Raw genomic sequence first — 24753 nt, forward strand, 5'->3', positions numbered from 1 at the left:
GCCTCTTAGGTACGCTGCGGTACATGCCGCCGGCTTTGCACGACGCGGAAGCGGTTGGCAACAAAGGCCGCGTCGGCAAGACTCGCGTTGGCCGCGGGATTTGCGCCGGTGGCGTGGAAGTCCGAGAACGCCGCCGACTGGTTCACGAAGACGCCGCCCGTCAGGTTGACCGACAGCGCAACGCCGCCGGACACGGCAGCCTCGTCAGCGGCATCGAGCACCTGTTCGTCCGTGCTGTAGACCGACAGCGTCAGCGCGCCGCGCGTGCGAGCGATGCGCGCGGCGAGCTCCAGCGAATGCCGGGTGGAATCGGTGGCAATCACAAACGCAATCGGGCCGAACCATTCCTGCGTAAACGTATCCTCGTCGCGCCGAGCGTCGAGCTTCAGCAGGACCGGCGTGCTGACGCAGGCTTCCGGGTAGGCCGGATGCACCAGGCGCTGGCTGGCAAGGAGCGGCACGCCCAGCTTGGTCACCTGCTCGATCCGGTCAAGCACGCCCTTGTTCTGGATCGCACCGATTAGCTCCACGGCCTTGGCCGGATCGCTGGTCAGTTTTTGCACGGCATCGGCGATGGACTGGGCCACCTCCTCGAACGGGACCGTGCCTTGCGCCGTCTTGATGCCATCGCGCGGCACGTAGATATTCTGCGGCGCGGTGCACATCTGGCCCGAGTACAGCGCGAGCGAGAACGCGATATTGCGCGACACCGCCTTCAGTTCGTCCGCCGAGTCGATCACGATCTGGTTGACGCCCGCCTTCTCGGTGTACACCTGCGCCTGCAGCGCGTGTGTCTCCAGCCAGTCGCCGTTGGCAGTGCTGCCGGTGAAGTCGATCAGCCGGATTTCATCGCGCGTGGCCAGCGACTGCACCAGCGCGCCGTCATTGGGTGCGGTGGCCAGCAAGGTCACGACGTTCGGATCGAAGCCGGCCTCCTCCAGCACCTGCCGCGCGATACGCACGGTAATGGCCAGCGGCAGGATCGCGGCGGGATGCGGCTTGACGATGACGGCATTGCCGGTGGCCAGGTCCGCGAACAGGCCGGGATAGCTGTTCCAGGTGGGAAACGTGCAGCAGCCGATCACCAGCCCGATTCCGCGGGGGACGATGGTGAAGCGCTTTTCCATGGCGAGCGGCGGATTCTTGCCTTGCGGCTTTTCCCAGTACGCCGTCTCCGGAATGTCACGCATGGCATCCCACGCATAAGTGATCGCCTCTAGCGCGCGGTCCTGCGCATGCGGGCCGCCGGCCTGGAATGCCATCATGAACGCCTGCCCGGTGGAGTGCATGACGCTGTGCGCGATCTCGAAGCTCGCCTGGTTCAACCGCGCCAGGATCTCCAGGCTCACGCCGACCCAGGCCTTCGGGCCGGCCTTGCGGAATTGCAGCTGCGCCGCTTGCGCCGCCGCGATCAGCGCGTCCGGATCGGCGTTGGGATAGCCGATGTTCAGCGCGAAGCCGAATGGCGAATGTTCCGCGCCGACCGTGCCGCCGCTGCCGGCTTGCCCGAGCACGAAGGGTTGTCCGAGTTGCGCCTTGAATGCCGCCTCGCCGTCGGCGGCGGCGGTTTCGCCGTAGGTGCGCGGGCTGGGCATCTCATTGAAGGGGCTCCAGTAACCTCGGGTCCGGATGGCGTCCAGGGCTTGGGCAAGTGTCTTCTCGTGTTTATCAAACAGGGCGTGATTCATTGCGGGGGCCGTATTTCTTTAGAGGATTGCGGTACTGCACTTGCTGTGCGTCGATTTACCGTTCATTTACCGTTCGTCGTAGCTGACGACAACCCGGTCGGAGACCGGATGGCATTGGCAGGTGAGCACGAAGCCGTCGTCGATCTCGTGCTGCTCCAGCGTGTAGTTCTTTTCCATCTTGACTTCGCCTTCCAGGACCTTGGCCCGGCACGTGCAGCACACGCCGCCCTTGCAGGCATAGGGCAATGCAAGGCCCGCTTTCAGGCCGACGTCCAGCACGCTGACGCCCACGTACGGCAGCCGCAGCTTGCGCTTCTTGCCGTCGATGATCAGCTCCAGATCCGCGGCCGGCGTGTCGTCGGTGATCTCGATCGGCGGCACGCCCGCTTGCGGCAGCGGCGTGCCGAAGCGCTCCACGTGCACCTTCGCGGGCGCCACGCCGGCGGCCTTGAGCGCGGCCTCGGCGGCGTCCATCATCGGACCGGGGCCACAGATGAAGGCTTCGTCTATCTCGGCGGCGGGCACGAGCGTGGCCAGGAAGGCCTCGCATTTCGCCTGATCCAGCACGCCGTTGAACAGCTCGACCTCCTGCAGATCATCGGACAGCACGTGATACAGCGAGAATCGGCTCATGAAGCGGTTCTTGAGGTCTTCGAGCTCCTCGGCAAACATGATCGCGTCAACGCTGCGGTTGCCATATACCAGCGTGAAGCGGCTGGTCGGCTCCGTCTCCAGCGTGGTCTTGATGATCGCGAGCACTGGCGTGATGCCCGAGCCACCCGCGAACGCCACGTAGGATCGCGACAGATCGGCGTTCAGGTGCGTGAAGAAGCGCCCGTCGGGCGTCATCACCTCGATCTCGTGGCCAGGTTGCAGCGTATCGAAGGCGAAATTGGAGAACCTGCCGCCGCGTACCCGCTTGATGCCGATGCGCAGCTCGCCATCGCGGTCATAGTCGGTGACGCCCACGCAGATCGAATACGAACGGCGGGTTTCCTCGCCATCAAGATGCGCCTTGAGCGTGACGAATTGCCCTTGCGTGAAACGGTACGCGTCGCGCAGGGCCTCCGGCACCTCGAACGAGACGGTCACCGCGTCGGCGGTCTCGGGCCGTACCTCGCGGATACGCAGCGGATGAAATTGCGGTGTCGCCATGTTGTCGGTCCAGGTCGGTACGGTTTGTCAGTACGGTTTGAAGTAGTCGAACGGCTCGCGGCAATCCATGCAGCGGTACAGTGCCTTGCAGGCCGTCGAGCCGAACTGCGCCAGGCGTTCGGTGTGCACGGAGCCGCATTGCGGGCATGCGGGCCGGTCGTGGGTTGCGTGCGATGCTGTGCGCGGCACGAAGCGGATGGTCTTCTCTTGCGGCGCGTGGCCGCTGCCGCAGTTGCCCATCGGGGGCGCGATGCCGTATTGCCGCAGCTTGTCGCGCGCTTCGCTGGTCATCCAGTCGGTGGTCCAGGCCGGGGCGAGCACGGTGACAACGCGATGGGAAAGGAACCCGGCGGCGTTCAGCGCCTGCCCGATGTCCTCGGCAATCTGCGACATGGCGGGGCAGCCCGAATAAGTTGGCGTGATGACGGCCTCGAGCACGCCGTCGGCGCCGCGGCGCACGTCCCGCAGGATGCCCAGTTCGCGAATCGACACCACCGGGATTTCCGGGTCGGGTACGGCTTCGAGCACGGTCCAGGCGCGCTCCAGCGTGGCGTCGGACTCCATCAGCGTGTCAGCAGCGTTCATCTTGATCTACCAGGTGGCGCCGGGATGCTGGCGCGCAAGGCTCTGCATTTCGGAAAGCAGGTAGCCCATGTGCTCCGAGTGCTCGCCGTGCTTGCCGGTGGTGATGTGTTTCGCCTCGGACGGCAACGTGAGCGTGGCCTGCGCCACCGTGGCGGCGACGTCTGCCTGCCAGGCGGGCTGAAGGTCCGCCATCAGGGGACCGATGCCGGCCGCTGCCACCGCGGTTTCCACCGCATCGGTCGCGAAGAACTCACGGGTGTACGGCATCAGGTAATCCAGTGCCGCCTGCGCGCGCCGGTGCGACTCCTCGGTGCCGTCGCCAAAGCGGATCAGCCAGTCGGCGGCGTGAGTCAGGTGATAGCGGGTTTCCTTCAGCGACTTGGCGGCGATGGCCGCCAGATGCGTGTCGGTGGACGATTGCAATGCCGTCCACAGGTGGCACATCAGCGCGGAATACAGGAAGTTGCGCGTGATCGTGACCGCATAGTCGCGCTCGGCGCGTGCCGTGCCGGCAAGCGGCCCGAAGTGGGGCAACTCCACCAAGGTGTAGTTGGCGAACTCGCGCTCGGCGCGGAAGTAGGCGTAGCTGTCTTCGGTTTTCCGTGTGCCGTTCAGTGCTTCGTCAAGGGTAGCCGCGTGCGAATACAGCAGGCGTGCCTGGCCGATCAGGTCCAGGCTGATGTTCGCCAGCGCTATGTCTTCCTCGAGCGCCGGGCCCTGGCTGCACCACTCGCTGTTGCGCTGGCCGAGGATAAGCGCGTTATCGGCGAGGCGCAGCACGTACGACAAATGTTGGGGCGTGGTCATGTTCTGGGTCCCGCCTTACATGTGGTCGACTTCGGGGGGGAGCACGAAGAACGTCGGGTGGCGATAGATCTTGTCGCCAGCCGGCTCGAAGAACGACTCCTTGTCCGCCGGGTCCGACGCCGTGATCATGGCCGAGGGCACCACCCAGATGCTCACGCCTTCCTGCCGGCGCGTGTAGACGTCGCGGGCCATGCGTAGCGCGCCGCTGGCGTCAGGCGCGTGCAGGCTGCCGCAATGCTTGTGGTCAAGGCCCTGCTTGCTACGCACGAACACTTCCCAGATTGGCCATTCCTTGTTCATCTTTGTCTCCTGTTCAAGCAGCTTGTTTGCGGGCGCGGGCGGCCCGTTTATCGGCCTGCTTCTGGGCATGCGCCAGCGCGGCTTCGCGCACCCAGGCGCCATCGTTATGCGCCTTCACCCGGGTGGCGAGGCGCTCCTTGTTGCAAGGCCCGTCGCCATTGACCACGCGCCAGAATTCTTCCCAGTCGATCGCGCCGTAGTCGTGCGCGCCGCGCGCCTCGTTCCACTTCAGGTCCGGATCGGGCAGCGTCACGCCGAGGATCTTGGCTTGCTCGACCGTTGCGTCGACAAACTTCTGGCGCAGGTCGTCGTTGGAGATGCGCTTGATGCCCCACTTGAACGACTGGCCGCTATGGATGGAATCCTTGTCGCTGGGACCAAACATCATCAGCACCGGCCACCACCAGCGGTTCACCGACTCCTGCACCATGTCCTTCTGGGCCTGCGTGCCCTTCATCATCGACAGCAACGCATCGAAGCCCTGGCGCTGATGGAAGGACTCCTCCTTGCAGATGCGGATCATGGCGCGCGCGTACGGGCCGTAGGTGCAGCGGCACAGCGGGATCTGGTTCATGATCGCCGCGCCGTCCACCAGCCAGCCGATCACGCCCACGTCCGCCCAGGTGGGCGTGGGGTAATTGAAGATGCTCGAATACTTGGCCTTGCCGGCGTGCAAGGCATCGACCAGCTGGTCGCGCGACACACCCATCGTTTCGGCCGCGCTGTACAGGTACAGGCCATGGCCGCCCTCGTCCTGCACCTTGGCGAGCAGGATGGCCTTGCGCTTGAGGCTCGGCGCCCGGCTGATCCAGTTGCCCTCGGGCTGCATGCCGATGATCTCGGAGTGCGCGTGCTGCGAGATCTGCCGGATCAAGGTCTTGCGGTATGCGTCTGGCATCCAGTCCTGCGCCTCGATCTTGCCGTCAGCGTCCATGACCGCGTCGAAATGCGCCTGCTCCGGCGAGACGTCGGCTTGCACCGTTTCGAGCGGCTGGGCGTTGCCCGGGATATCCAGTGATTGGGTGTACATGGCGTTTTCCTGTGGACCGATGCCGCAGTATATTTATAAACCGACCGTCCGGTTGATTTATTATTTAGATCGAATATAGAATATTGATAGCTATATGGCGTGGCCATTGGAGAACTTGCCGGCCGAGCGAAAAGGGGCGTGATGAACGAGGCATATTTACTCCGGGATAGCCTCTACGTCGTGCAGCGTTGGGCAGGCCCGGCGCACGGCCGGCTCCCCTTGGTTGCGCACCCGGGCAGTAAAATGCAGATTTGCCCCCTGGGGAAGAACGTGTGCGCTAGGCGCGAGCTTGCTGCGATTGGCATCGCCGCTGTGCTGTCCGCCACCCAGGTGGTGGTGTGGGCCGCGAGCGACGCGCCAATTCCGTCCGAATCAGCGGAATCATCCCAATCGCCCGAAAGACCGCTGCCGGCCGCGGCGCCGCCATCGGCGGGCAAGGCAAACTGCTGGGAAACGCTCTGGTCTCGTCCGAATGCGAAGGTGCGGATGGAGGCGGACGGCGCCATGCCGATGTCAATGATGACGGTCCAGGAGCTATTGGAAAGCACGCCGGCGGGATGCCAGGCGATCATCAATATTCACTCGAAGAGCGCGCTGGCAGCGCTGATGGGGCCGCCGGTCATCGCGGATCAGCGCGACCTGGTCAGCATCTCGCCGCTCGCTGCACCATCGGCGGTTCGCGTCGAGATCCACTCGGAAATCAACGCGAGAGCACGCTATGCCCGGCTCTATGGCACATCGACAAGCATAGGCGAAGGTGTGGTCAACTATGCGGGAGCAGATCTGCGCGAGGGCGCGATACTTGGCGGCGAGACGGTCAACTCCAGCGTGACGCTCAAGATCTATGCGCGCGGAACAGATGAGGAGGTAGGCGAGCTGCGCGCTGCGCACGCCACGATCACCATCAGCTCGCGCCACGTCGGACGGCGCCGCATGATTGATACCGCGCTGGGCCGCAAGGATTGCATACCGATCACTTACGAAAAACACGCCTCGCTTGGGCCAACGCAACTCGTCGATACGCTGATCATGACGACGCCTTCGGTCATGCAGATCACGGATTGGTATTGCCCGAGCGAGCGCTTCGTGCTCCGTACGGAAGTACGAGAGCAGGGCAAGGTCCAGCGCATCGATACGACGGCAATCATGCCGGTCGGCGAGGTCCCCTGAATTCCGTTCGGGGACCAGGCTGGAGGCGAATCTGKTGCGTCGGAGGCAAAAAAAACCCGCCGGCTTGGCGGGTTTTTCCAGGCGCACGGCATCGACCGCCGCGCGTCGAGACGGCTCAGGCCCCGGCAGCGGCTGCCGGCACCGCCTTCTTGGTTTGCTTCTTATGCGACTTCTTCGCCTTCGAATCCGTCAGGTTGGCACGCGAGCTCTTGTTTGCGCCCTGGGTATACGGGTCAAACTTGTCGCCGGCCTTGGCCCCGTCGGTATAGGGGTCGGGCTTGCCAGCCTTGGCGCCATCAGTGTACGGGTCTGCTTTGCCAGCCTTGGCGCCCTGGGTGTAGGGATCAACCTTGCCGGTGCCTTGCGCCTGAGCGGCGATGGATGCTGCGCCAAGGCACAGCGCAAAAGCGGTAGCGACAATCTTCTTCATGACATTTCCTTGGAAGGCCACCGTCCGGGCGGCCGTGAACACGCGAACATTGAGCCAACCTGACCGGCCAGCTCTCCACTAAACGGTTCGTATTAAGCGTCCGTTGACTTGGCATTCGAACTTCTTTGCCCAGAAATTGGAGCCATTGCAGAATGGACGTGGAATCCCTTTTGCAGCTTTGGCAGATAGAAGGTCCCGGCATCGATGCCCACATGCCGTCTAGCGGTGCCGGAACACCGGCGCCCTTCTCTCCAAAAACGCATTCATCCCTTCCTTCAGATCCTCGGTGGCAAACAGCGCATGCAACTGCCGCCGCTCGAACAGCATGCCCTCGGACAGCGATGACTCGCAGGCGCGGTTGATCGCCTCCTTGACCGCCATCATCGACGGCAGCGAGAAACCGGCAATCGTCTGCGCCACCGCCATCGCTTCATCCATCAACCGCCCGGCGGCCACCACCCGCGATACCAGCCCGCTGCGCTCCGCTTCAGCCGCATCCATGTTGCGTGCCGTCATGCACATGTCCATGGCTTTCGCCTTGGAGATGGCGCGCGGCAGGCGCTGCGTGCCGCCCGCGCCGGGGATGACCGCAAGCTTCAGTTCCGGCAGGCCGAACACCGCGTTGTCCGCCGCGATGAGAATGTCGCAGGCCATGGCCAGCTCGCAGCCGCCGCCAAGCGCGTAGCCCGCGACCGCGGCGATCACTGGCTTGCGCACATTGCGCAGCGTCTCCCAGTTGCGCGTGATGTAGTTGGACTTGAACACGTCCATATAGTCCCAGCCGCGCATGGCTGCGATGTCCGCGCCGGCGGCGAAGGCCTTGTCGTTGCCGGTGATCACGATGGCGCCGACGCCGTCGTCTTGTTCACACGCCAGCAGCGCCAGGCCGAGCGCATCCATCAGCGCATCGCTGAGCGCGTTCATCTGCCGGGGACGATTGAGGCGGATCACGGCAACGCGGCCGACCATCTCCAGCAGGACCAGGTTCTCGTCGATCGCAAGCGTGGCTTCATGCGCGGTCACTGGATGCGCCCTCCCCTTGCCCGCTCTGGCGAAGTTGCTCCCGCAGCCTGAATTTCTGGATCTTGCCCGCTGGCGTCGAGGGCAGCGCACCTTGCGCGACCAACCGCTCGGGGATGTACTGCGCAGCCATCTTCTGCGCCTTGAGGAAGTCCACCATCGCCGCCATGTCGAATGGCTGGCCGTCGTGGGTCACGACGAAGGCGCAGGCGCGCTCGCCAAGGCGCTCGTCGGGATAGGCGACGATGGCCACCTGCGCGATGGCCGGATGGCGGTACAGCAGGGTTTCGATTTCGACCACGGGAATGTTCTCGCCGCCGCGGATGATGACGTCCTTGCTGCGGCCGTCGATGCGGATGTAGCCGCGCGCGTCGATGCGGGCCAGGTCGCCGGTATCGAACCAGCCGTCCGGGTCGGTGTCGTTCAGGTGCGCACGGCGCAGGTAGCCGCCGAAATTGGAGCAGGAGCGCACCAGCAGGCGGCCGCTGGCGCCCACCGGCAACGGCGCACCCGCTACGTCGACCACGCGCACTTCCACGCCGGGCAACGGGCATCCGTCGGTGCTGGAGGCGCGCTCATTGTCATCCTCGAGCCGCGTGGTGGTCACCGCGCCCATTTCCGACATGCCCCAGGCGGAGATCACCTTGGCGCCCAGCGCGCCGCGCGCCAGCTCCACCAGTGCGCCGGGGATCGGTGCGCCGGCGCACAGGAAGGCGCGCAACGTGGGCACGGCGCCGCCAGTCTCGGTGACCGTGCGGGCCAGGTCGGTGAGAAACGGCGTGGAGGCCATGGTGAAGGTAACGCCCTCCTGCCGGATCAACGCTACGGCCTGGCGCGGCTCCCAGATGTCCTGCAGCACCACGCTCGCGCCCAGCATGACCGGCATCATCAGGCCGTACATGAAGCCGGTCTGGTGCGCCATGGGCGAGGCCATCAGGATCACGTCGTCCGCACCCAGGCGCAGGCGTTCGGCGTACGTGACGATATTGGCCATGAGCGTGTTGGACGAATGCAGCACGCCCTTCGGCTCGCCGGTGGTGCCGGAGGTGTAGATGAGCTGGGTGATGTCGTCCGGGCCGGGGCGATGGCCAGCCGCCAGGTCCGGCGCGCCAGCGCCGGCCAGCAAGGTCTCGAACGAATTGGGCCCGGTGCCGCCGATCACGGCCACGTGCCGCAGGTCAGGCAGCGCCTGGCGCAGGCCATCGAACATGGATTCGTAGTCAAACCCGCGAAAGCGCTTTGGAATCACCACGACCTTGCTGCACGCGTGCCGGAGCATGAACGACAACTCGCGCTCGCGCAGGATCGGCATGAGTGGATTGAGCACCGCGCCAAGGCGCGCGCAGGCAAGGTAGAGCGCGGTGAACTGCCACCAGTTGGGCAACTGGCAGGACACGACATCGTTGGCGCCAACGCCCAGCCTGGCGAGGCCCGCCGCGATGCGCCCTGCCTGCCCGGCCAGTTCCCGGTACGTCAGGTGCGTGGTCTCGCCGCATTCCACCTGCAATGCGCTCAGCGCCACCTTGTCGGGGCAGGTGGCCAGGCAATCGTCCAGCGCATCGTTGATGGTGCGCTCTGGCCAGAGGCCTTGCGCGACGCTGGACGCGCGGCGCGGGGGCAGCAGGATGGCGTCGAATTCCATGGCGTGTCTCCTCGTTGTTGTCGTTTTGGTCAGGCTTGCTCGCTGGCGAGATCAGGCTGGCACCGCTTCCCGGCCCGCGCGGGTACGGGCGATGATGGTCTTCATGATCTGGGCCGTGCCGTCGCCGATCTGGAAGCCGAGCACATCACGCAGGCGCTGCTCCATCGGGCCGCGGTCGTAGCCGCCGTGGCCAAACGACAGCAGGCACTGGTGCACCACGTCGTAGGCCAGCTTGGGCGCCCACCATTTGCACATCGCGGCTTCGGCCGTGTGCGGCAGGTTGTGGTCTTTCAGCCAGAGCGTCTGCAGGCACAGCAGGCGCGCGGCGGTGACCTGCGTCTCGAAATCCGCCAACGGATGGGACACGCCCTGGAAGGCGGCCAGCGGCTTGCCGAAGGCCTGGCGCTCGGCCACGTATTCCCAGGTTTCTTCCAGGCTCGCCCTGGCCACCGCCAGTACCTGCAGGCCAATCAGCGCGCGGGAGAAATCAAAGCCCTGCATCACCTGCACAAAGCCCTCGCCTTCCTTGCCAAGCAGATGGCTGACGGGCACGCGCACGTTCTCGAAGAAGATCGAACCGCGCCCGATGGCACGCTGGCCGTGGCAGTCGAAGCGGTTGGTGGTGATGCCGGGCAGATCCATCGGCACCAGCAGCGCCGAGACGCCGCGCGCGCCCGCCTCGACGGAGCCGCTGCGCGCGAACACCACCGCGGCGTCGGCCTGGTCGGCGGCGGAGATGGAGGTCTTCTCGCCGTTGAGCACGTAGTGGTCGCCGTCGCGCTCCATGCGCAGGCGCAGGTTGGCCGCGTCCGAGCCGCCGCGCGGCTCAGTCAGCGCGATGGCGAACAGGGCTTCGCCTTGCGTCAGGCGCCGCAGCCACGGCCGCGCGATCTCCGGGGCGGCGTGATGCGCCAGGATCTGCCCGTTCAGCGAAGCCAGCAGGTTGATGTAGGAAAGGCTCAGGTCCGCGCGCGCCACTTCTTCGTGGATCACGCCGGCCGCCAGGCAGCCCAGGCCCTGGCCACCGTATTGCTCGGGCAGCTCGGGGGCGATAAAGCCCATCTGGCCCATTTCGCGCATCAGCGCGCGGTCAAGCTCGCGGGTGCGGTCGCGCTCCAGGAAGCCGGGCGCGATACGTTCGGTGGCGAAGCGGCGGGCATGGTCGCCGAGCGCGGCCAGGTCTTCGTCGAGATAGGGGTTCATGGCGTCTCCAGGATGTCTTGCCGCATGGCGCGCTGATGCGATGCGCCATGCGGCCGCGTTGCTTGTGAGCGCAACGGTGGCTATGGCGGCTATGGCCGCTTACTTGGCGTACTTGCGGAAATCGGGCTTGCGCTTTTCCTGGAAGGCGGTGACGCCCTCGCGCGATTCCTCGGTGTCGTAATAGAGCTTGAGCGCGTACATGCCCATGCCGGCGATGCCGCTCTGGTGGGCCGTGTCCATGTTGAACGAGCGCTTGGCGATGGCCAGCGCAGTGGGGCTCTTCTCCATGATCTCGTCGCACCACTTCTGCACTTCGGTGTCGAGCTGTTCATGGGGGACGACAGCGTTGACCAGGCCCATGGCGAGGGCTTCGGCAGCCGGATAGCGGCGGCACATATACCAGATCTCGCGCGCTTTTTTCTCGCCCACCACGCGGGCCAGGAAGGCCGTGCCATAGCCGGGATCGACCGAGCCGACCTTGGGGCCGACCTGCCCGAACACGGCCTTCTCGGAGGCGATGGTGAAGTCGCAGATCGTGCAGATGACATTGCCGCCGCCAATGGCGTAGCCCTGCACGCGGGCGATGACAGGCTTGGGCACGTCGCGGATGGCGTTGTGCAGCTCTTCCATCGGCAGTCCGATGGTGCCGCGGCCGTCGTACTGGCCTTCATGCGCGGACTGGTCGCCGCCGGTGCAGAAGGCTTTTTCGCCGGCGCCGGCGAGCACAATGGCGCCGATCTCCCGGTCATAGCCGGCGCGGTTGATGGCGTGGATCAGTTCGTCGCAGGTGCGCCCGCGGAAGGCGTTCATCTTCTCCGGGCGGTTGATGGTGATCCAGGCCGCGCCGTTGCGCACGTCGTAGAGAATGTCTTCGTAGTTCATGGTCGTTGTCTTCGTTGTCTTCGTTGTCTTGGAAGCCGCGGCAACCGCTGCAGCCGGGTTCAGCCGTTCATGGTCAGGCCGCCCGACACGCTCAGCACCTGGCCGGTGACGAAGGCCGCGTCGTCGCTGGCAAAGAACACGATGGCGCCGGGCAGGTCCTCCGGCTGGCCGATGCGGCCCAGCGGGATCGAGCGGGTGAAGGCCTCGATCAGCTTTTCCGGGTTGCCGGCGCCTTGCTTGTAATCCTCGAACAGCGCGGTATCGGTCGGGCCGGGGCATACCACGTTGACGGTGATGCCGTGGCGGGCGTGCTCGCGCGCGATGGTCTTGGAGAACGACACCAGGCCGCCCTTGCAAGCGGCGTAGACCGCCTCGCCGGAGGAACCCACCCGCGCCGCGTCGGAGGCGATGTTGACGATGCGCCCGCGCTTGCGCTCCACCATGGCGGGCAGCACCGCGTGGTGCATGTGCAGCGCGCCGGTGAGGTTGATGGCGATCAGGCGGTCCCATTGCGCCGGCTCGGTCTTGGTAAAGGGCTTGAACACGTCCCAGCCGGCGTTGTTGACCAGCACGTCGATGGGGCCAAGCTGGCTGGTGGTGGCCGCCACGGCGGCGTCGACGCTGGCGCGGTCCGTGATGTCGCACTGGAATGCTTCGGCGCGTCCGCCGTCTTCGCGGATGCGGGCGGCGACTTGCTGCGCTGCCGCCAGGTTCAGGTCGAGCACGGCCACGGCGGCGCCCTCCCGCGCAAAGCGCCGGCAGGTTGCCCCGCCGATGCCACCGCCACCACCGGTCACGATGACCGTCTTGCCTTCGAGTCTTTGCACAGTGTTCTCCTTCGTGGTCCAGGGTGCTATCGTGCGGCTGATAGGTCGCGCGCCAGCGTTTAAATACGTAAATATATTGACGTATACTAGGACGACAACTGGACCAATGCAAGTACGGCTATTCAGGAATTTATGATGGTTAACCCCGATTTTGATGATGATCTTGCCCCGGCCGCGCGCATGGAAATGGCAAACAGGTTGTTCTTTCGCCTGTACCAATGCGCAAATATGTTGCATAAAACGGGGTCAAGGGCGGTCGAGGCCGAAGGCCTGACGACGCAGCAGTGGGCCGTGCTGGGCGCGCTGTCGCGGCCACAGGCGGCCGATGGCATGAGCGTGGGCGACCTGGCGCGCTACCTGATGGTGAGCAGGCAGAACCTGTCGGGGCTGATCAGCCGCATGGAGCGCGACGGCCACCTGAGCATGGCGCCCGACGGACGCGACCGGCGCTCGCGGCTGGTCACCATGACGGAGACCGGGCGTCATGTGTGGTTGCGCCTGGCGCAGCCCAAGATCCGCGATTACTACGAGCGGGCGCTGACCGATTTTTCAACCGGCGACATCACCCACACGCTGCACTACCTGCTCAAGCTGCTGGAAAACATGAAGGGGCTGGATGCCGAAGGCGCCGCGCCCGAGGATGGGCGGGAGTGAGGCGTCGCGCATGAAAGGGGGATGACGCAAACCGGCGGCCATCACCGGCTTGCGTTATTGCGGTATTGCGTTATTACGCTGTCGCCTTATTCAGCCTTGATGCCGCGCGTGCGGATCAGTTCAGCCCAGCCCGCGGTTTCCACGCGGATACGCGTGGCGAGCGCATCCGGCGTACCGGCAACCGGCTCCATGCCCTGCCGCGCCAGCTCTTCACGCACGGCCTTGCTGCCGAACACCTCGCGCACGTCGGCATGGAGCGCCTCCACCACCGGCGCCGGCGTGGCGCGCGGCACCAGCAGCGCGTACCACGAGCTGACCTCGATGCCGCGCACGCCCTGCTCGGCCAGCGACGGAATCGCGGGTGCCGCGGGCGAGCGCGTGGCCTGGGTCACGGCCAGCGCGCGCAATGCGCCGGAGCGGATAAACGGCGCCAGCGTGGGCAGCGTGCCGAACAGGATCGGCACCTGCCCGCCCACCACGTCGTTGAGCGCCTGCGTGGTGCCCTTATAGGGCACATGCAGCAGCGCGATGCCGGTCTGCTGGCGGAACAGCTCGCCGGCAAGGTGCAGACCGCTGCCCACACCGGGGCTGGCATAACCAAGCGGCGGCTTGGCGCGCTGGGCCAGCGCCACCAGCTCCTGCACGGAATTGGCGTGCACGGAAGGGTGCACCGCCAGCACATTGGGCGAACTTGCCAGTAGCGAAACGGGAAGGAAGTCGCGCTCGACGTTGTAGGACAGCGCCGGGAACAGCGTGGGGTTGATGGTCAGGTTGCCGGCCGGCGCCACCAGCAAGGTGCAGCCATCGCCCGCCGCGCGGCGCACCGCATCGATGCCGATATTGCCATTGGCCCCGGGCTTGTTGTCCACCACCACGGTCATGCCGCGGCGCTGGTGCAAACCCTGCGCGAGCGTGCGCGCGAGCAGGTCGGCCGGGCCAGCCGCCGGGAACGGCACGACAATGCGCAGCGCGCTGCAGGCAGGGGCGGGTTGCGCGGCGCGCGCCGCTGGTGCAGCGCCAATCCACAGGCAGGAGATCGCGAGGCAGGCAGCGGCGGGCCGCAGTGCACGCCTGAGGTTGGTTTCGGACTTCGGATCTCGCACTGGGGACCTGCCAAGGGTTGACGTAATGAGAGTGATTCCTTGGTTTTGTTTTATATATAAAACCATGAATCGCTATTGAGACAAACAGAAATATAGCCCGCCCTTTCCGGGAATGGGGCTAGGGTAATCCCTTGGTTTTTGGGGACGCAGGTTTCGCGCCTAAACTAAAGACGGCACCCCGCCAGGCGCACGCCGTCCATGCCACGTCCGCGGCACGCGAACACCGCCGCAAGGGGGCAAAAGGGGGGATGCCGTGCAAGGCTTCCAACTCACGCTGTTCACCATCGAAAACCGCCGCCACCACGGCAAGCAGCTATCCCACTGGCTACTGCAGATCCTGCGCGAACTGCAGATCCGCGGCGCCACGCATATGGTGGCGGCCGAAGGCATCGGCCATGACCGCCGCTTTCACACCTGGCATTTCCTGGAGCTGGCCGACCGGCCGGAGGAGATCACCGTGATTGCCACGGAGGAGGAAGTGCAGCGGCTGTTCGACCGCCTCGCCCTGGAAGACGTCCAGGTGTTCTACGCCAAGACGCCGGTGGAGTTCGGCTTCCTGGGAAAAAGCGGCGCGCCAGAGGCGCAGAGCCCCTGACCTGGCCGGGCAGCGCGGCCTCACCCGGCCTCACCCGGCCTGTGTGCGCCGTCAATCCATGCTGGCTGCCACGCCGGTGCCGGTGCTGCCGCGCAAGGTGGCCTCCGGCAAACGCGCCACGAGGAAGGGCGCCACCAGCGACACGGCGGCACTGAGCAGGAACAAGGTGCGGAACGCTACCTCGGCCGCCGCGCGCACCGCGCCGGCATCGGCCGAAGTGCCCGCATCGCCCCCCACCATGGCGCGATGGAACATGCTCATCAGGATGTCCTCGCCGCCGGCCAGGTCCGCTATACCCATGCCGCCATGGCGCAACAGTGCGATCAGCACGGTGGTCAGCACCGCCACCCCAACCGCGCCGCCAAGCATGCGCGAGAAGGCGGTCAGCGCCGTGGCCACGCCCACCTGGTGCGCAGGCACCGCGTTCTGGGTAGCGACCAGGCCGCTTGGCAGCTGCAGCCCGATGGCCAGGCCGAGGATCACCATCACCAGCGCGGTCAGCAAGACCGCATGCGGATCAACGAACGCCAGCGCAACGATCGCCAGCGGCGCGACCAGCGAGCCCGCCAGCTGCAGCGGCTTGTAGCGGCCACTCCACGTCATCAGCCGGCCCGAGATAAACGCGCCAAACGGGATGGACAGCGTCAGCGGCACCAGCCGCAGCGCGGCGCTATCGGCCTGCACGCCGCCCACTACCTGGAAGCGCAGCGGCAGCAGCACGGACATGGCGATCAACTGGAAAAAGCACAGGAACAACGTGATGCAGCAGATCGTGACCGTCGGCACGCGCAGCATGTCCAGCGGGATCATCGGGTCCGCCACCCGGCGCTCTTGCCACACGAACAGCACCATGGCGGCCATCCCGGCCACCAGCAGGCCAAGCGTCTGCGGCGTTGCGGCAGACTGCCCCTGCCCGAGCCGGGTCAGGAACACCAGCACGCCGGTCAGGCCGCCACCGAACAGCAGCGCGCCGACGTAGTCGATGCGATGGCGGCGCCCGCCCGCCGGCAGGTGCTTGAGCGCACGGCGGACCACCAGCAGCGCGATCAGCGCCAGCGGCAGATTGATCCAGAAAATCCAGCGCCACGACAGGTAATGCGCCAGGTAGCCGCCGATCACCGGGCCGGCCATGCTAGCCACGGCCCAGACGCCGCTCACATAACCCTGGTAGCGGCCACGGTCGCGCAGCGGCACCACATCGGCAATGGTGGCCTGCGACACCGAGATCAGGCCACCGCCGCCCAGCCCTTGCAGGATGCGCGCGATGATCAGTTGCGGCATGGTCTGCGCCAGCGCGCACGCGATCGAAGCCAGGAAGAACAACACGATGGCAAACGACAGGACCGAGCGCCGCCCGAGCAGATCCGAGAGCTTGCCGTAGATCGGCGTCACCACGGTGGAGGCCACCAGGTAGGCCGAGACCACCCAGGCCATCTCCTCGAAGCCGTTAAGCTGCAGCGCGATCTCCGGCAACACCACGGCCACGATCGATTGCTCCAGCGCCCCCAGCAGGATGGCCAGCATCAGCCCGAAAATGATCTGCATCACCGGCACCGGCGGAACCGGCGGGGGGACGGATGCCGTGTTGCCAGGGTTACCGCCATCGGCCGCAGCCGCCGAGGAGGCGGAAGTGGCCGAGGCGATCGCGATCGCGGGTGACTGGGCGGATGAAGGCGGAGCTGAAGCCGCCAGGAGGGGCGGCATGGAGACGGCGGTCATGGGCTGAGGGGGAGAAAACGCTTGCGGCGAGGGACATGGAGTGCAGCGCCACCGCGAACGGGCGGCATCGCTCCTGTCTGTTTTTGTATACAAGGGCGCTATTGTAGGCCTAAGCCTTGCGCCTTGCAGCCGCCCCGCAACCTTGCCGGGCTCCTGGCCTGAACGCCGCCAAGGCGACGTTCAGGGCGACGTTGCCGGACTCAGAACGATTCCCAGTCTCCGGCAGACACGGCCGGGCTCCCGGCAGCCGGGGTGCGCGCGGCGCGGCGCGGCGCCGGTGCGGCCACGGCGGCAGCCTTGGCCTGGCGGGCGGCGGGCAGCGCCTTGGAAGACAGCACCGGTTCGCGGCCCTGGCGCACCACCGGCGCGCGGGCCTTGCTGGGCAACACGGGCTCGCGGGGGGTGCGGACCGCGCCGGCACGTGGCGCCACGGCGGCTGGCCGGACCGCCGGCTTGGTGACGGTTGCTGGTGCGACTCGTGCTGCAGGTGCCGTCGGTGCTGCCGGCGCTGCTTGAACCACCTGCACTGCCTGGGCAGCACGAGCGGCCGGAGCCACGGGCTTGGCCGGGGTCGGGCGAGCCGCCCCCGGGCGGGCCGGCGGGTGGCTCTTGCCACCAGCGGCCGCGTGCGCCGCAGGACGCCGCCCGGCGGCTGCCGGCGCCACGCGCGCTGCAGCTACCACCCGCGCAGGCGCAGCCGGTGCCGGCGCCCGCGCAACATGCGTTTGCGCTGGTGTCACCTGGAACCTGGATACATCGTCGACCAGCCCCGCGGCCTGCTGCTGCAGGCTCTCGGCAGCGGCGGCGGCTTGCTCTACCAGCGCGGCGTTTTGCTGCGTCACGCTTTCCATCTGATTGATGGCGCGGTTGACCTGCTCGATGCCGGAGGACTGCTCCTCGCTGGCCGCGGCGATCTCGCCCATGATGTCGGTCACGCGCTTCACCGCCCCGACGATATCGTCCATGGTCCGGCCAGCGTCCTCGACCTGCTTGGCGCCATGGGCCACCTGCCCCACCGAGCCATTGATCAGCTGGCCGATCTCTTTGGCCGCCGACGAAGACCGCTGGGCCAGGCTGCGCACCTCTGCCGCCACCACGCCAAAGCCACGTCCTTGCTCACCGGCGCGGGCGGCTTCCACGGCCGCGTTAAGCGCCAGGATATTGGTCTGGAAGGCAATCCCTTCAATCACGCCGACGATTTCGGCGACCTTGGCCGACGATTGCGAAATATGCTGCATGGTCTCGACCACGCCGCGCACCGCGTGCCCACCCGCCGTCGCCACGCCGGAAGCGCTGACTGCCAGTTCGTTGGCATGGCGTGCGTTGGCCGCGTTCTGCTTGACCGTCGAGGTGAGTTGCTCCATGGATGCCGCGGTCTGCTCCAGGGATGCCGCCTGCTCTTCCGTGCGCTGGGACAGGTCGGTATTGCCCCTGGCGATTTCCCGGGTCGCGCCGTCGATCGAGCGCGTCGCGCCCTGGATGCCGTGCACCAGCGCCGCCAACTGCCCGAAAGCGCGCTCCAGCGCACCCAGCATGCGGCCCATCTCGTCATCGCTGCTGGCATGGATGACATAAGTCAGGTTGCCATGAGCAAGCGCTTGTGCCGCGTCCAGCGCTTGCCGCGCCGGGCGCGTGATCGAGCGCGTGATGCCGATGCCGAGGACGGCGGCCAGCGCGACCGCGGCGGCAGCCAGGCCCAGCAGCAGGTTGCGCGCCATCTCATAGCTGGCATTGGCCTCTTGCACGGCGGCGGCGGCCACCTTGCGTCCCCCGTCGGACAATTCACTCAGCTTGTCGAAGTAAGGTGCCTGCGCCGCCGGCAGGGTCGCCACCAGCGCGCTGCGAGCGCTGTCGAACTCGCCGCCCTGCAACTGGCGCAACACCGTGTCAAGCTGGGTGTCGTAAGCATTGCGTGCCGCGATCAGGGCACGATAGGTTTCCTGGATCTCTGGCCTGGCGGACCTGGAAAGCCATTTCCCCAGTTCATCCAGCGTGCCGCGCATGTCCTGGCGCAGTGCGCCGATGCGCTCGGCGTTGCGCCGCACGGCGACCGGATCCTCATTCAGGGTGGCATCGCGCACCAGGATGCCGGTGCGCAGCGCATCTTGCTTGACACGCTCGATCTCCAGCACCTTGAACAGGCGCCCTTCCACCGTCAGGCGCATCGATTCGTTCATGGTGCGCAAGGACATCATGCCCAGCACGGCCACGGCAATCAGCAGCAGCGCCACCAGCGAAAACGCTACCGTCAGGCGCACCCCAATGCCAAAGTTTCGCAACCAACGCATCTTCCCGGCTCCTTTTACTCTTATCGCGCGCGCTTCATCCTCGCCTCGGACAGATTTCCGGAGCGACGCCGCATCGCGGGCTTAACGGCAGGGACGCGAGCAAGCTTGAGGGCTAAACAGCGACTTCCAAAAAGAAACGCAAAAACGGGAAATTAAAGGGGAATATAGGGGGGGAAAGCCCGGCAATTCGAGCAATTGCCCAGCTGCAACCTGTCGTCTAATGTCACCCATGCACTTCGAAGTGCCGCCACCGGCGCTTGTCGCCGAGGGCGCACAACAAACAAAGTGGGCGCACAAAAAAAGAAGCCCACGCGCGGGGTGCTCGTAGGCTTTCCAGGACTGCTTTAGAGCCGAAAGGCCCTGACCCGAATATAAACCTGCTTACATGAGGTGTAAATCCTATTTCTATCAGGGATACCTCTGATAGAAAAAGTGCCGAAAATGCCACACAAGTGGCGAATACCCGGCATGGGACGCATCGCGGTAGCCGGCCAGGGCCATCTTGCGGCCCGCAAACCCATGCCAGACAGGGAATGCGGGTGCGGGGCGGTGTTGGGATTTGCCACACCAGCGCCAATCAATTCATAGGTTTGCAGTGTGATGCAATTGCTTTATTAGAGGAAAACCTCTACGCGAGACGCGCCCCCCAACCGTCAAGATTTGTAGAATTTTGTTACCCTCGCCCCTGAAGTATTCCCCTTCTCTTCTGGCGGCGTCGCCCGCCACAGCTTGCGGGGCTGCATCGGATCCACCGCCCGGACACAAACCAGGGCTGGTCCCGGCCCATGCCGCCTCGCCGTCCCGCGCCAGCACCGAGAGCGGAAGTTTCATCCCCCGCCCAGCCCAGGCCGTGCCACAACCGGCACCCAGCCGTGCTGTCACACCCCATTTGCCCAGGCCCAGTTATTGGACTGTTGCCAGCCGCCAGAACCCGAGCGGGCTCTTCCGGAGAAGTTGTGAACAAGAAGGTAACCAGGATCGATCGCCCGAGCCGGAAACTGCAGCACCTGCAGCTCTCCACCCACAGCGCAAGTCGCAATCCTGTCGTCGTGCATTTATCGAACGGCGTTCGGCTGCACGGCGTGATCATGGCGACGGACAACTATATGGTGTTGCTGGCAGAGTCTGCGCAGGACCCCCTTCCGCAGATCGTCTACAAGCACTCCATCGCTGTGATCACGCCGGCTCACGCCCCCGAGGCCACGGCCTGCATGCCCGGGGCAGAGACCTCGCCGGAATTTGTCAGCTTATATACACCGCGTACCCGCAAGCGCCGCTAGGCGTTGCCGGGGTCACGCCGCAAGCCCGGCCGGGCTTGTTTCGCGTCAAATCCGCCGCTCGTTTTCAATCCATCGCAAAGATCACTCTAAATCTTTTCCGGCACCAACCGATAACCCAAACAACGGTGGCACTTCTCGCCCAGCATTGCCTGGCAGCCAACGTTGCGGCAACAGCCGGATTGCACAACTCACTTGTAAAAGAATAGGAGTCGTACCATGTCGATGGTCATCAATACCAACACGTTGTCCCTGATGACGCAGAACAACCTGAGCTCGTCGCAATCGTCGCTGAACAGCGCGATCCAGCGTCTGTCCTCGGGCCTGCGTATTAACAGCGCCAAGGATGACGCTGCTGGCCAGGCAATTGCCAACCGCTTCACCTCGAACATCAACGGCCTGACCCAAGCGCAACGTAACGCCAACGACGGTATCTCGCTGTCGCAAACGACTGAAGGCGCGCTGACCGAAGTCAACAACAACCTGCAAGCTATCCGTACCCTGGCCGTGCAAGCCGCAACGGGCAGCAACTCGGCAAGCGATCTGAAGTCGATCCAGGACGAAATCACCCAGCGTATGGCTGAAATCGACCGTACGTCGCAACAGACCGACTTCAACGGCGTGAAGGTCCTGTCGTCGACCGCATCGTCGCTGAAGGTGCAAGTTGGCGCGCAAGACGGCCAGACCATTTCGATCGACCTGAAGGAAATCAGCTCGAAGACCCTGGGCATGACCGGCTTCACCGTTGCCAAGAACTCGCTGGCAACCAGCGCTGCCATCACCACCGTGGTCGCCGCTTCGGGTTCCGCACCGGTCGCAGTTGACCTGAGCGCAGCCGCAACCTCCCTGACGACCGCCACTGGCGCAACCGTCAACGCCAGCGACCTGCAACTGAGCAACGTTCTGGACTCGGCCGGCAACGCCACCAAGAGCTACGTGGTCAAGTCGGGCAGCGACTACTACGCAGCATCGGTTGACAACGCCACCGGCAAGGTCGTCCTGAACACGGCCGACATCAAGATCGGCGACGCAGCCAACGGCAACACGGGTAACACCGTGACTGGTCAGCTGGTCAAGGTTGGCGCTGACTCCAACGGCGCGGCCGTTGCCTACGTGACCCAAGGCGGCAACAACTACGCTCTGGACACCACCTCGGGCCCGGCAGCACTGGTCAACGGCGGCTCCGCTGCTTCGACCACCAGCAACGCCACCCAGATCGAACTGAGCACCAGCGGCACCACCACCGCTACCACCGCCTTCACCGGCGTGGGCAGCACCAACCCGCTGACCACGATCGACGCCGCACTGGCAACGGTCGACAAGCTGCGCAGCTCGCTGGGCGCAGTGCAGAACCGCTTCAACTCGGCAATCTCCAACCTGGGTTCGGCTGTCACGAACCTGTCGGCATCGCGCTCGCGCATTCAAGACGCCGACTACGCGACGGAAGTGTCGAACATGTCGCGCGCCCAGATCCTGCAACAAGCAGGTACGGCTGTGCTGGCCCAGGCCAACCAGACCACCCAAGGCGTGCTGTCGCTGCTGCGTTAATCCCGCAACAGTCGTCACCCTCCTAGTAGTACCGGGCCTGCGGGCCCGGTACTACCGGGAATGCTTCCAGAGCGGTCTCCGCTCTGAAAGCGTTTCCACCGGGGCTTTTATGCTCCGACCCAACCGCCGCGAGACAGACCATGATCAGATCGCCCGAACTGCTATCGCCGTTGACCGCCACGCCAACCGCCACCCCGGCTGCGCCCGCGGATACGGCAAGTGCGCCCGCGGCCGCCCAGCAAGCAGGTTCGGCCGTTGCCCAAGGCACCGCCGCCAGCAAGGCGGAGGGCGCCAACCCCAAGGAACTGGCCAGCGCGCTTGCCAGCCTCAACGATGCCTTGCGGGCCACGCCGGTCGAGGTGCGGTTCAGCATCGACAGCGAAACGCACAGATTCGTGACGGTCGTAGTGGACAAAGCCACTGGCGACACCATCCGCCAGTTTCCCTCGAAAGAAGTCCTGCGCATCACCCGCGCCATCGACAAGCTGCAAGGCCTACTGATTCACCAGACCGCTTGAGCGGCCAACTTCCCCCTCGAACAAAGTCATCACAGGTAGCAATCATGAGTTCATCGATTTCGTCGCTTGGCGTTGGTTCCGGACTGGACCTCAGTACCTTGTTGACTAACCTGCAGACGGGGGAACAGGCAAAGCTCACGCCGATCACGGACCAGCAGACTGCCGCGACCACCAAGCTGTCGGCTTATGGCACGCTCCAGGGCGCCGTGGCTGCGTTCCAGACCGCGGCCGCCGCGCTTGGCACGGCCAGCCTGTATAACAGCACCAACACCACATCGAGCAACACCAGCGTGCTGACCACGGCCGCGGACAAGACCGCCGTGGCCGGCAGCTATGCCGTCAACGTGACGGCCCTGGCGCAGTCGCAGACGCTGGTGTCCAACGGCATCACCGACAGCACTGGCCAGCTGCTGGGCAGCGCCAGCATCAAGATCGAGTTCGGCACCACCAGCGGCACGACGTTCACGCCGGGCAGCGGCACGCCCACCTCGATCAACATCAACGGCACCAACAACACGCTGACCGGCATCCGCGATGCCATCAACGCGGCCAATGCCGGCGTCACCGCCAGCATCGTCAATGACGGCAGCAGCACGCCCTATCACTTGGTGATGACGTCCAACAAGACCGGTGCTGCGTCAAGCATGCGCGTGACGGTTGCCAGCAACGGCGCGGGCGACCCCAGCACCATCAGCGGCCTGCTGTCGTATGATCCGGCGGGCACCAAAGCCATGACCGAGAATGTCAAGGCCGCGGACGCCAAGCTCACCATCAATGGCCTGGCGATCACCAGCGCCACCAACACAGTCCAGGGCGCCGCGCAGGGCGTCACGATGAACCTGGCCACGCTCGGCTCCAGCACGATCAGCGTGTCCACCGACACCTCGACGATGGCCAGCGCGGTGCAGAACTTCGTCAGCGCCTACAACACGCTGCAGACCACGGCCGGCAATCTGTCCAGCTACGACGCGACCAACAAGACCGCGGGCGTACTGCTGGGCGACAGCACCCTGCGCACGATCGAGAACCAGCTGCGCTCCGTGATCAACACGCCGCAGACGGGCGCCAGCGGCAGCCTGAACAACCTGACGCAGATTGGCATCGGCTTCAACGCGGACGGCACCATGTCACTGGACACCTCCAAGTTGAGCAGCGAACTAGCCAGCAACAAAGCCGGCGTGGCCCAGCTGTTCAGCGGCACGGACGGCAAGTCGGGCTATGGCAACCAGCTGGCGACCATGGCAGCCGGCTTCTCCAGCGCCACCGGGGCGCTGACCACCGCCACCAACGGCGTCAACGCGCAACTTAAGTCGCTGGCTACGGACTACACCAACATGTCCGCCCAGATCGATGCCACCGTCGCACAGTATCGTACCCAGTTCCAGCAACTGGACTCGATCATGTCGCAGATGACCGCCACCAAGAATTATCTGACGCAGCAGTTTTCTGCCGCAAGCGGCACGACGGCCTGACCCACGTCACCCCGTTCGCACCCGCCGCACCAACCCTAGGGATCGCCGCCATGTACGCACGCACTGCCGCCAACGCCTATGCCAATGTAGGCGTCCAGACCGGAGCCATGAGCGCCTCTCCGCACCGGCTCATCGTGATGCTGTTCGACGGCGCGCGGGCTGCCATCGCCCGCGCCCGCTTCCACATGGAAGCGGGCAAAATCGCCGACAAGGGCATGGCCATTTCGAAGGCGATCGAGATCATCGACAGCGGCCTGCGTGCCTCGCTGGATCACGGCGCCAGCGCCGAACTGACGGGCAACCTCGATGCGCTCTACGAGTACATGACCCGCCAGCTCATGCTTGGCAACCTGCATAACGATGACGAGCGGCTGTTCGAAGTGGACAAGCTGCTGGCCGACCTGGCCTCGGCGTGGAGCCAGATCGACCCCGCCGCGGAGCCGCAGCAACAGCCGCTGCGCCCCCCGGAAGCCGTCTCGGTAGGGGTATGACATGCTCAGACAAAAGAACCGGCTCATCGCCTGCTACGAAGAACTGCTCGGCCTGTCCGGGCAGATGTGCGAAGCCGCACGCGCCAGCGACTGGGACAGCCTGAGCGCGTTGCAGACCCGTTACGTGGCCCAGGTCAATGTGCTGCGCAATAACGATGATGTGGCCTTGCTCTCGCCTCAGGAACGCCGCTACCGCTACCAGATGCTGGAGAGCATCCTGTCGCAGGATGCCGCCATCCGCAACCTGGTGATGCCCCAGCTCGAACGCCTGGGCAACCTGCTCAATCACTCGCGCCGCCGCCTGGAACTGCACCACACCTACGGCGCTGACGCAGCCCTCTGATACGCT

The 24753-nt window shown here is 65.3% G+C and carries 25 protein-coding genes; 10 read left to right on the forward strand and 15 right to left on the reverse strand.

The annotated features are described in order from the left end of the window. Nucleotides 1-5 precede the first annotated feature (5 nt). The 6 genes from paaN to paaA form a co-directional block, all read right to left on the reverse strand. Nucleotides 6-1688, reverse strand: coding sequence for a phenylacetic acid degradation protein PaaN (paaN, locus tag AC1DQR_RS21835; RefSeq protein ID WP_416051775.1), 1683 nt, complete (start codon nt 1686-1688; stop codon nt 6-8). A 66-nt stretch (nt 1689-1754) separates the two neighbouring features. Further along, nucleotides 1755-2843 (reverse strand): 1,2-phenylacetyl-CoA epoxidase subunit PaaE, encoded by a 1089-nt coding sequence (gene paaE, locus AC1DQR_RS21840; protein ID WP_183033347.1) that lies wholly within the window; start codon nt 2841-2843, stop codon nt 1755-1757. A 27-nt stretch (nt 2844-2870) separates the two neighbouring features. Next, entirely contained in the window at nt 2871-3428 is a 558-nt protein-coding gene (gene paaD / locus AC1DQR_RS21845; RefSeq protein ID WP_416051774.1) for a 1,2-phenylacetyl-CoA epoxidase subunit PaaD, read from the reverse strand. A 6-nt stretch (nt 3429-3434) separates the two neighbouring features. After that, nucleotides 3435-4235: a 1,2-phenylacetyl-CoA epoxidase subunit PaaC gene (gene paaC, locus AC1DQR_RS21850; protein WP_253928341.1), complete on the reverse strand. Its 801-nt coding sequence runs from the start codon at nt 4233-4235 to the stop codon at nt 3435-3437. 15 nt (nt 4236-4250) lie between these two features. Further along, the gene (paaB, locus tag AC1DQR_RS21855) at nt 4251-4535 is read right to left on the reverse strand and encodes a 1,2-phenylacetyl-CoA epoxidase subunit PaaB (RefSeq protein WP_006156041.1); all 285 of its coding nucleotides are present in this window, start codon (nt 4533-4535) and stop codon (nt 4251-4253) included. A gap of 13 nt (nt 4536-4548) precedes the next feature. Beyond that, nucleotides 4549-5565 (reverse strand): 1,2-phenylacetyl-CoA epoxidase subunit PaaA, encoded by a 1017-nt coding sequence (gene paaA, locus AC1DQR_RS21860; protein ID WP_416051773.1) that lies wholly within the window; start codon nt 5563-5565, stop codon nt 4549-4551. Nucleotides 5566-5706: 141 nt separating this feature from the next. On the opposite strand from paaA, the gene AC1DQR_RS21865 reads away from it, so the two are divergent. Further along, nucleotides 5707-6735 carry a hypothetical protein gene (locus AC1DQR_RS21865; RefSeq protein ID WP_477133778.1) on the forward strand — a complete coding sequence of 343 codons (1029 nt, stop codon included), beginning with the start codon at nt 5707-5709 and terminating at the stop codon, nt 6733-6735. A 115-nt stretch (nt 6736-6850) separates the two neighbouring features. Here AC1DQR_RS21865 and AC1DQR_RS21870 read toward each other — a convergent pair whose 3' ends face one another. From AC1DQR_RS21870 to badH, 6 genes are all read right to left on the reverse strand, one after another. Then, a complete protein-coding gene (locus AC1DQR_RS21870; protein ID WP_416051771.1) occupies nt 6851-7165 on the reverse strand; it encodes an amino acid ABC transporter permease in 315 nt (104 codons plus the stop codon). Nucleotides 7166-7384: 219 nt separating this feature from the next. Continuing rightward, entirely contained in the window at nt 7385-8188 is an 804-nt protein-coding gene (locus AC1DQR_RS21875; protein WP_416051770.1) for an enoyl-CoA hydratase, read from the reverse strand. Continuing rightward, entirely contained in the window at nt 8175-9827 is a 1653-nt protein-coding gene (gene aliA, locus AC1DQR_RS21880; protein ID WP_416051769.1) for a cyclohexanecarboxylate-CoA ligase, read from the reverse strand. The genes AC1DQR_RS21875 and aliA overlap by 14 nt, the downstream gene beginning before the upstream one ends. 51 nt (nt 9828-9878) lie before the next feature. Continuing rightward, entirely contained in the window at nt 9879-11030 is a 1152-nt protein-coding gene (gene aliB / locus AC1DQR_RS21885) for a cyclohexanecarboxyl-CoA dehydrogenase (RefSeq protein ID WP_416051768.1), read from the reverse strand. Between the two features lie 99 nt (nt 11031-11129). Then, nucleotides 11130-11912 (reverse strand): 2-ketocyclohexanecarboxyl-CoA hydrolase, encoded by a 783-nt coding sequence (badI, locus tag AC1DQR_RS21890; protein WP_416051767.1) that lies wholly within the window; start codon nt 11910-11912, stop codon nt 11130-11132. A gap of 59 nt (nt 11913-11971) precedes the next feature. Beyond that, nucleotides 11972-12739, reverse strand: coding sequence for a 2-hydroxycyclohexanecarboxyl-CoA dehydrogenase (gene badH / locus AC1DQR_RS21895; RefSeq protein ID WP_416051766.1), 768 nt, complete (start codon nt 12737-12739; stop codon nt 11972-11974). 135 nt (nt 12740-12874) lie between these two features. Between badH and AC1DQR_RS21900 the strand changes: the two genes are divergently transcribed. Continuing rightward, nucleotides 12875-13393 (forward strand): MarR family winged helix-turn-helix transcriptional regulator, encoded by a 519-nt coding sequence (locus AC1DQR_RS21900; protein ID WP_174424324.1) that lies wholly within the window; start codon nt 12875-12877, stop codon nt 13391-13393. An 86-nt stretch (nt 13394-13479) separates the two neighbouring features. Here the strand turns inward: AC1DQR_RS21900 and AC1DQR_RS21905 are convergent, their stop codons facing one another. Beyond that, nucleotides 13480-14457, reverse strand: a complete 978-nt coding sequence (locus AC1DQR_RS21905; RefSeq protein WP_416053368.1) for a tripartite tricarboxylate transporter substrate binding protein — start codon at nt 14455-14457, stop codon at nt 13480-13482. A gap of 292 nt (nt 14458-14749) precedes the next feature. On the opposite strand from AC1DQR_RS21905, the gene AC1DQR_RS21910 reads away from it, so the two are divergent. Next, nucleotides 14750-15091: a DUF190 domain-containing protein gene (locus AC1DQR_RS21910; protein ID WP_416051765.1), complete on the forward strand. Its 342-nt coding sequence runs from the start codon at nt 14750-14752 to the stop codon at nt 15089-15091. Between the two features lie 51 nt (nt 15092-15142). On the opposite strand, the gene AC1DQR_RS21915 is transcribed toward AC1DQR_RS21910, so the two are convergent. Next, a complete protein-coding gene (locus AC1DQR_RS21915; protein WP_416051764.1) occupies nt 15143-16636 on the reverse strand; it encodes an MDR family MFS transporter in 1494 nt (497 codons plus the stop codon). Here AC1DQR_RS21915 and AC1DQR_RS21920 point away from each other — a divergent pair. Continuing rightward, nucleotides 16626-16817 carry a hypothetical protein gene (locus AC1DQR_RS21920; protein WP_416051763.1) on the forward strand — a complete coding sequence of 64 codons (192 nt, stop codon included), beginning with the start codon at nt 16626-16628 and terminating at the stop codon, nt 16815-16817. The two genes, AC1DQR_RS21915 and AC1DQR_RS21920, sit on opposite strands and share 11 nt — an antisense overlap. Before the next feature lie 193 nt (nt 16818-17010). Here the strand turns inward: AC1DQR_RS21920 and AC1DQR_RS21925 are convergent, their stop codons facing one another. Further along, a complete protein-coding gene (locus AC1DQR_RS21925; protein ID WP_416051762.1) occupies nt 17011-19098 on the reverse strand; it encodes a methyl-accepting chemotaxis protein in 2088 nt (695 codons plus the stop codon). Between the two features lie 956 nt (nt 19099-20054). Between AC1DQR_RS21925 and AC1DQR_RS21930 the strand changes: the two genes are divergently transcribed. From AC1DQR_RS21930 to AC1DQR_RS21955, 6 genes are all read left to right on the forward strand, one after another. Continuing rightward, a complete protein-coding gene (locus AC1DQR_RS21930; RefSeq protein WP_477133779.1) occupies nt 20055-20378 on the forward strand; it encodes an RNA chaperone Hfq in 324 nt (107 codons plus the stop codon). Nucleotides 20379-20594: 216 nt separating this feature from the next. Continuing rightward, nucleotides 20595-21923 (forward strand): flagellin N-terminal helical domain-containing protein, encoded by a 1329-nt coding sequence (locus AC1DQR_RS21935; RefSeq protein WP_416051761.1) that lies wholly within the window; start codon nt 20595-20597, stop codon nt 21921-21923. 140 nt (nt 21924-22063) lie between these two features. Further along, on the forward strand, nt 22064-22441 hold the full coding sequence (locus AC1DQR_RS21940) for a flagellar protein FlaG (RefSeq protein WP_416051760.1): 378 nt from the start codon (nt 22064-22066) through the stop codon (nt 22439-22441). A 44-nt stretch (nt 22442-22485) separates the two neighbouring features. Next, nucleotides 22486-23913, forward strand: a complete 1428-nt coding sequence (gene fliD, locus AC1DQR_RS21945; RefSeq protein ID WP_416051759.1) for a flagellar filament capping protein FliD — start codon at nt 22486-22488, stop codon at nt 23911-23913. 50 nt (nt 23914-23963) lie between these two features. Further along, nucleotides 23964-24404, forward strand: a complete 441-nt coding sequence (gene fliS, locus AC1DQR_RS21950; protein ID WP_416051758.1) for a flagellar export chaperone FliS — start codon at nt 23964-23966, stop codon at nt 24402-24404. A 1-nt stretch (nt 24405) separates the two neighbouring features. Continuing rightward, nucleotides 24406-24747 carry a flagellar protein FliT gene (locus AC1DQR_RS21955; protein ID WP_416051757.1) on the forward strand — a complete coding sequence of 114 codons (342 nt, stop codon included), beginning with the start codon at nt 24406-24408 and terminating at the stop codon, nt 24745-24747. The last annotated feature ends 6 nt before the right edge of the window (nt 24748-24753 follow it).

The sequence above is a fragment of the Cupriavidus sp. 05L411 genome, assembly GCF_056398045.1.

Coding starts and splice junctions, on each gene's coding strand:
- paaN (WP_416051775.1), bottom strand. CDS start 1,688: ATGAATCACGCCCTGTTTGATAAACACGAGAAGACACTTGCCCAAGCC.
- paaE (WP_183033347.1), bottom strand. CDS start 2,843: ATGGCGACACCGCAATTTCATCCGCTGCGTATCCGCGAGGTACGGCCC.
- paaD (WP_416051774.1), bottom strand. CDS start 3,428: ATGAACGCTGCTGACACGCTGATGGAGTCCGACGCCACGCTGGAGCGC.
- paaC (WP_253928341.1), bottom strand. CDS start 4,235: ATGACCACGCCCCAACATTTGTCGTACGTGCTGCGCCTCGCCGATAAC.
- paaB (WP_006156041.1), bottom strand. CDS start 4,535: ATGAACAAGGAATGGCCAATCTGGGAAGTGTTCGTGCGTAGCAAGCAG.
- paaA (WP_416051773.1), bottom strand. CDS start 5,565: ATGTACACCCAATCACTGGATATCCCGGGCAACGCCCAGCCGCTCGAA.
- AC1DQR_RS21865 (WP_477133778.1), top strand. CDS start 5,707: ATGAACGAGGCATATTTACTCCGGGATAGCCTCTACGTCGTGCAGCGT.
- AC1DQR_RS21870 (WP_416051771.1), bottom strand. CDS start 7,165: ATGAAGAAGATTGTCGCTACCGCTTTTGCGCTGTGCCTTGGCGCAGCA.
- aliA (WP_416051769.1), bottom strand. CDS start 9,827: ATGGAATTCGACGCCATCCTGCTGCCCCCGCGCCGCGCGTCCAGCGTC.
- aliB (WP_416051768.1), bottom strand. CDS start 11,030: ATGAACCCCTATCTCGACGAAGACCTGGCCGCGCTCGGCGACCATGCC.
- badI (WP_416051767.1), bottom strand. CDS start 11,912: ATGAACTACGAAGACATTCTCTACGACGTGCGCAACGGCGCGGCCTGG.
- AC1DQR_RS21900 (WP_174424324.1), top strand. CDS start 12,875: ATGGTTAACCCCGATTTTGATGATGATCTTGCCCCGGCCGCGCGCATG.
- AC1DQR_RS21920 (WP_416051763.1), top strand. CDS start 16,626: ATGATCTGCATCACCGGCACCGGCGGAACCGGCGGGGGGACGGATGCC.
- AC1DQR_RS21915 (WP_416051764.1), bottom strand. CDS start 16,636: ATGCAGATCATTTTCGGGCTGATGCTGGCCATCCTGCTGGGGGCGCTG.
- AC1DQR_RS21925 (WP_416051762.1), bottom strand. CDS start 19,098: ATGCGTTGGTTGCGAAACTTTGGCATTGGGGTGCGCCTGACGGTAGCG.
- AC1DQR_RS21935 (WP_416051761.1), top strand. CDS start 20,595: ATGTCGATGGTCATCAATACCAACACGTTGTCCCTGATGACGCAGAAC.
- AC1DQR_RS21940 (WP_416051760.1), top strand. CDS start 22,064: ATGATCAGATCGCCCGAACTGCTATCGCCGTTGACCGCCACGCCAACC.
- fliD (WP_416051759.1), top strand. CDS start 22,486: ATGAGTTCATCGATTTCGTCGCTTGGCGTTGGTTCCGGACTGGACCTC.
- fliS (WP_416051758.1), top strand. CDS start 23,964: ATGTACGCACGCACTGCCGCCAACGCCTATGCCAATGTAGGCGTCCAG.
- AC1DQR_RS21955 (WP_416051757.1), top strand. CDS start 24,406: ATGCTCAGACAAAAGAACCGGCTCATCGCCTGCTACGAAGAACTGCTC.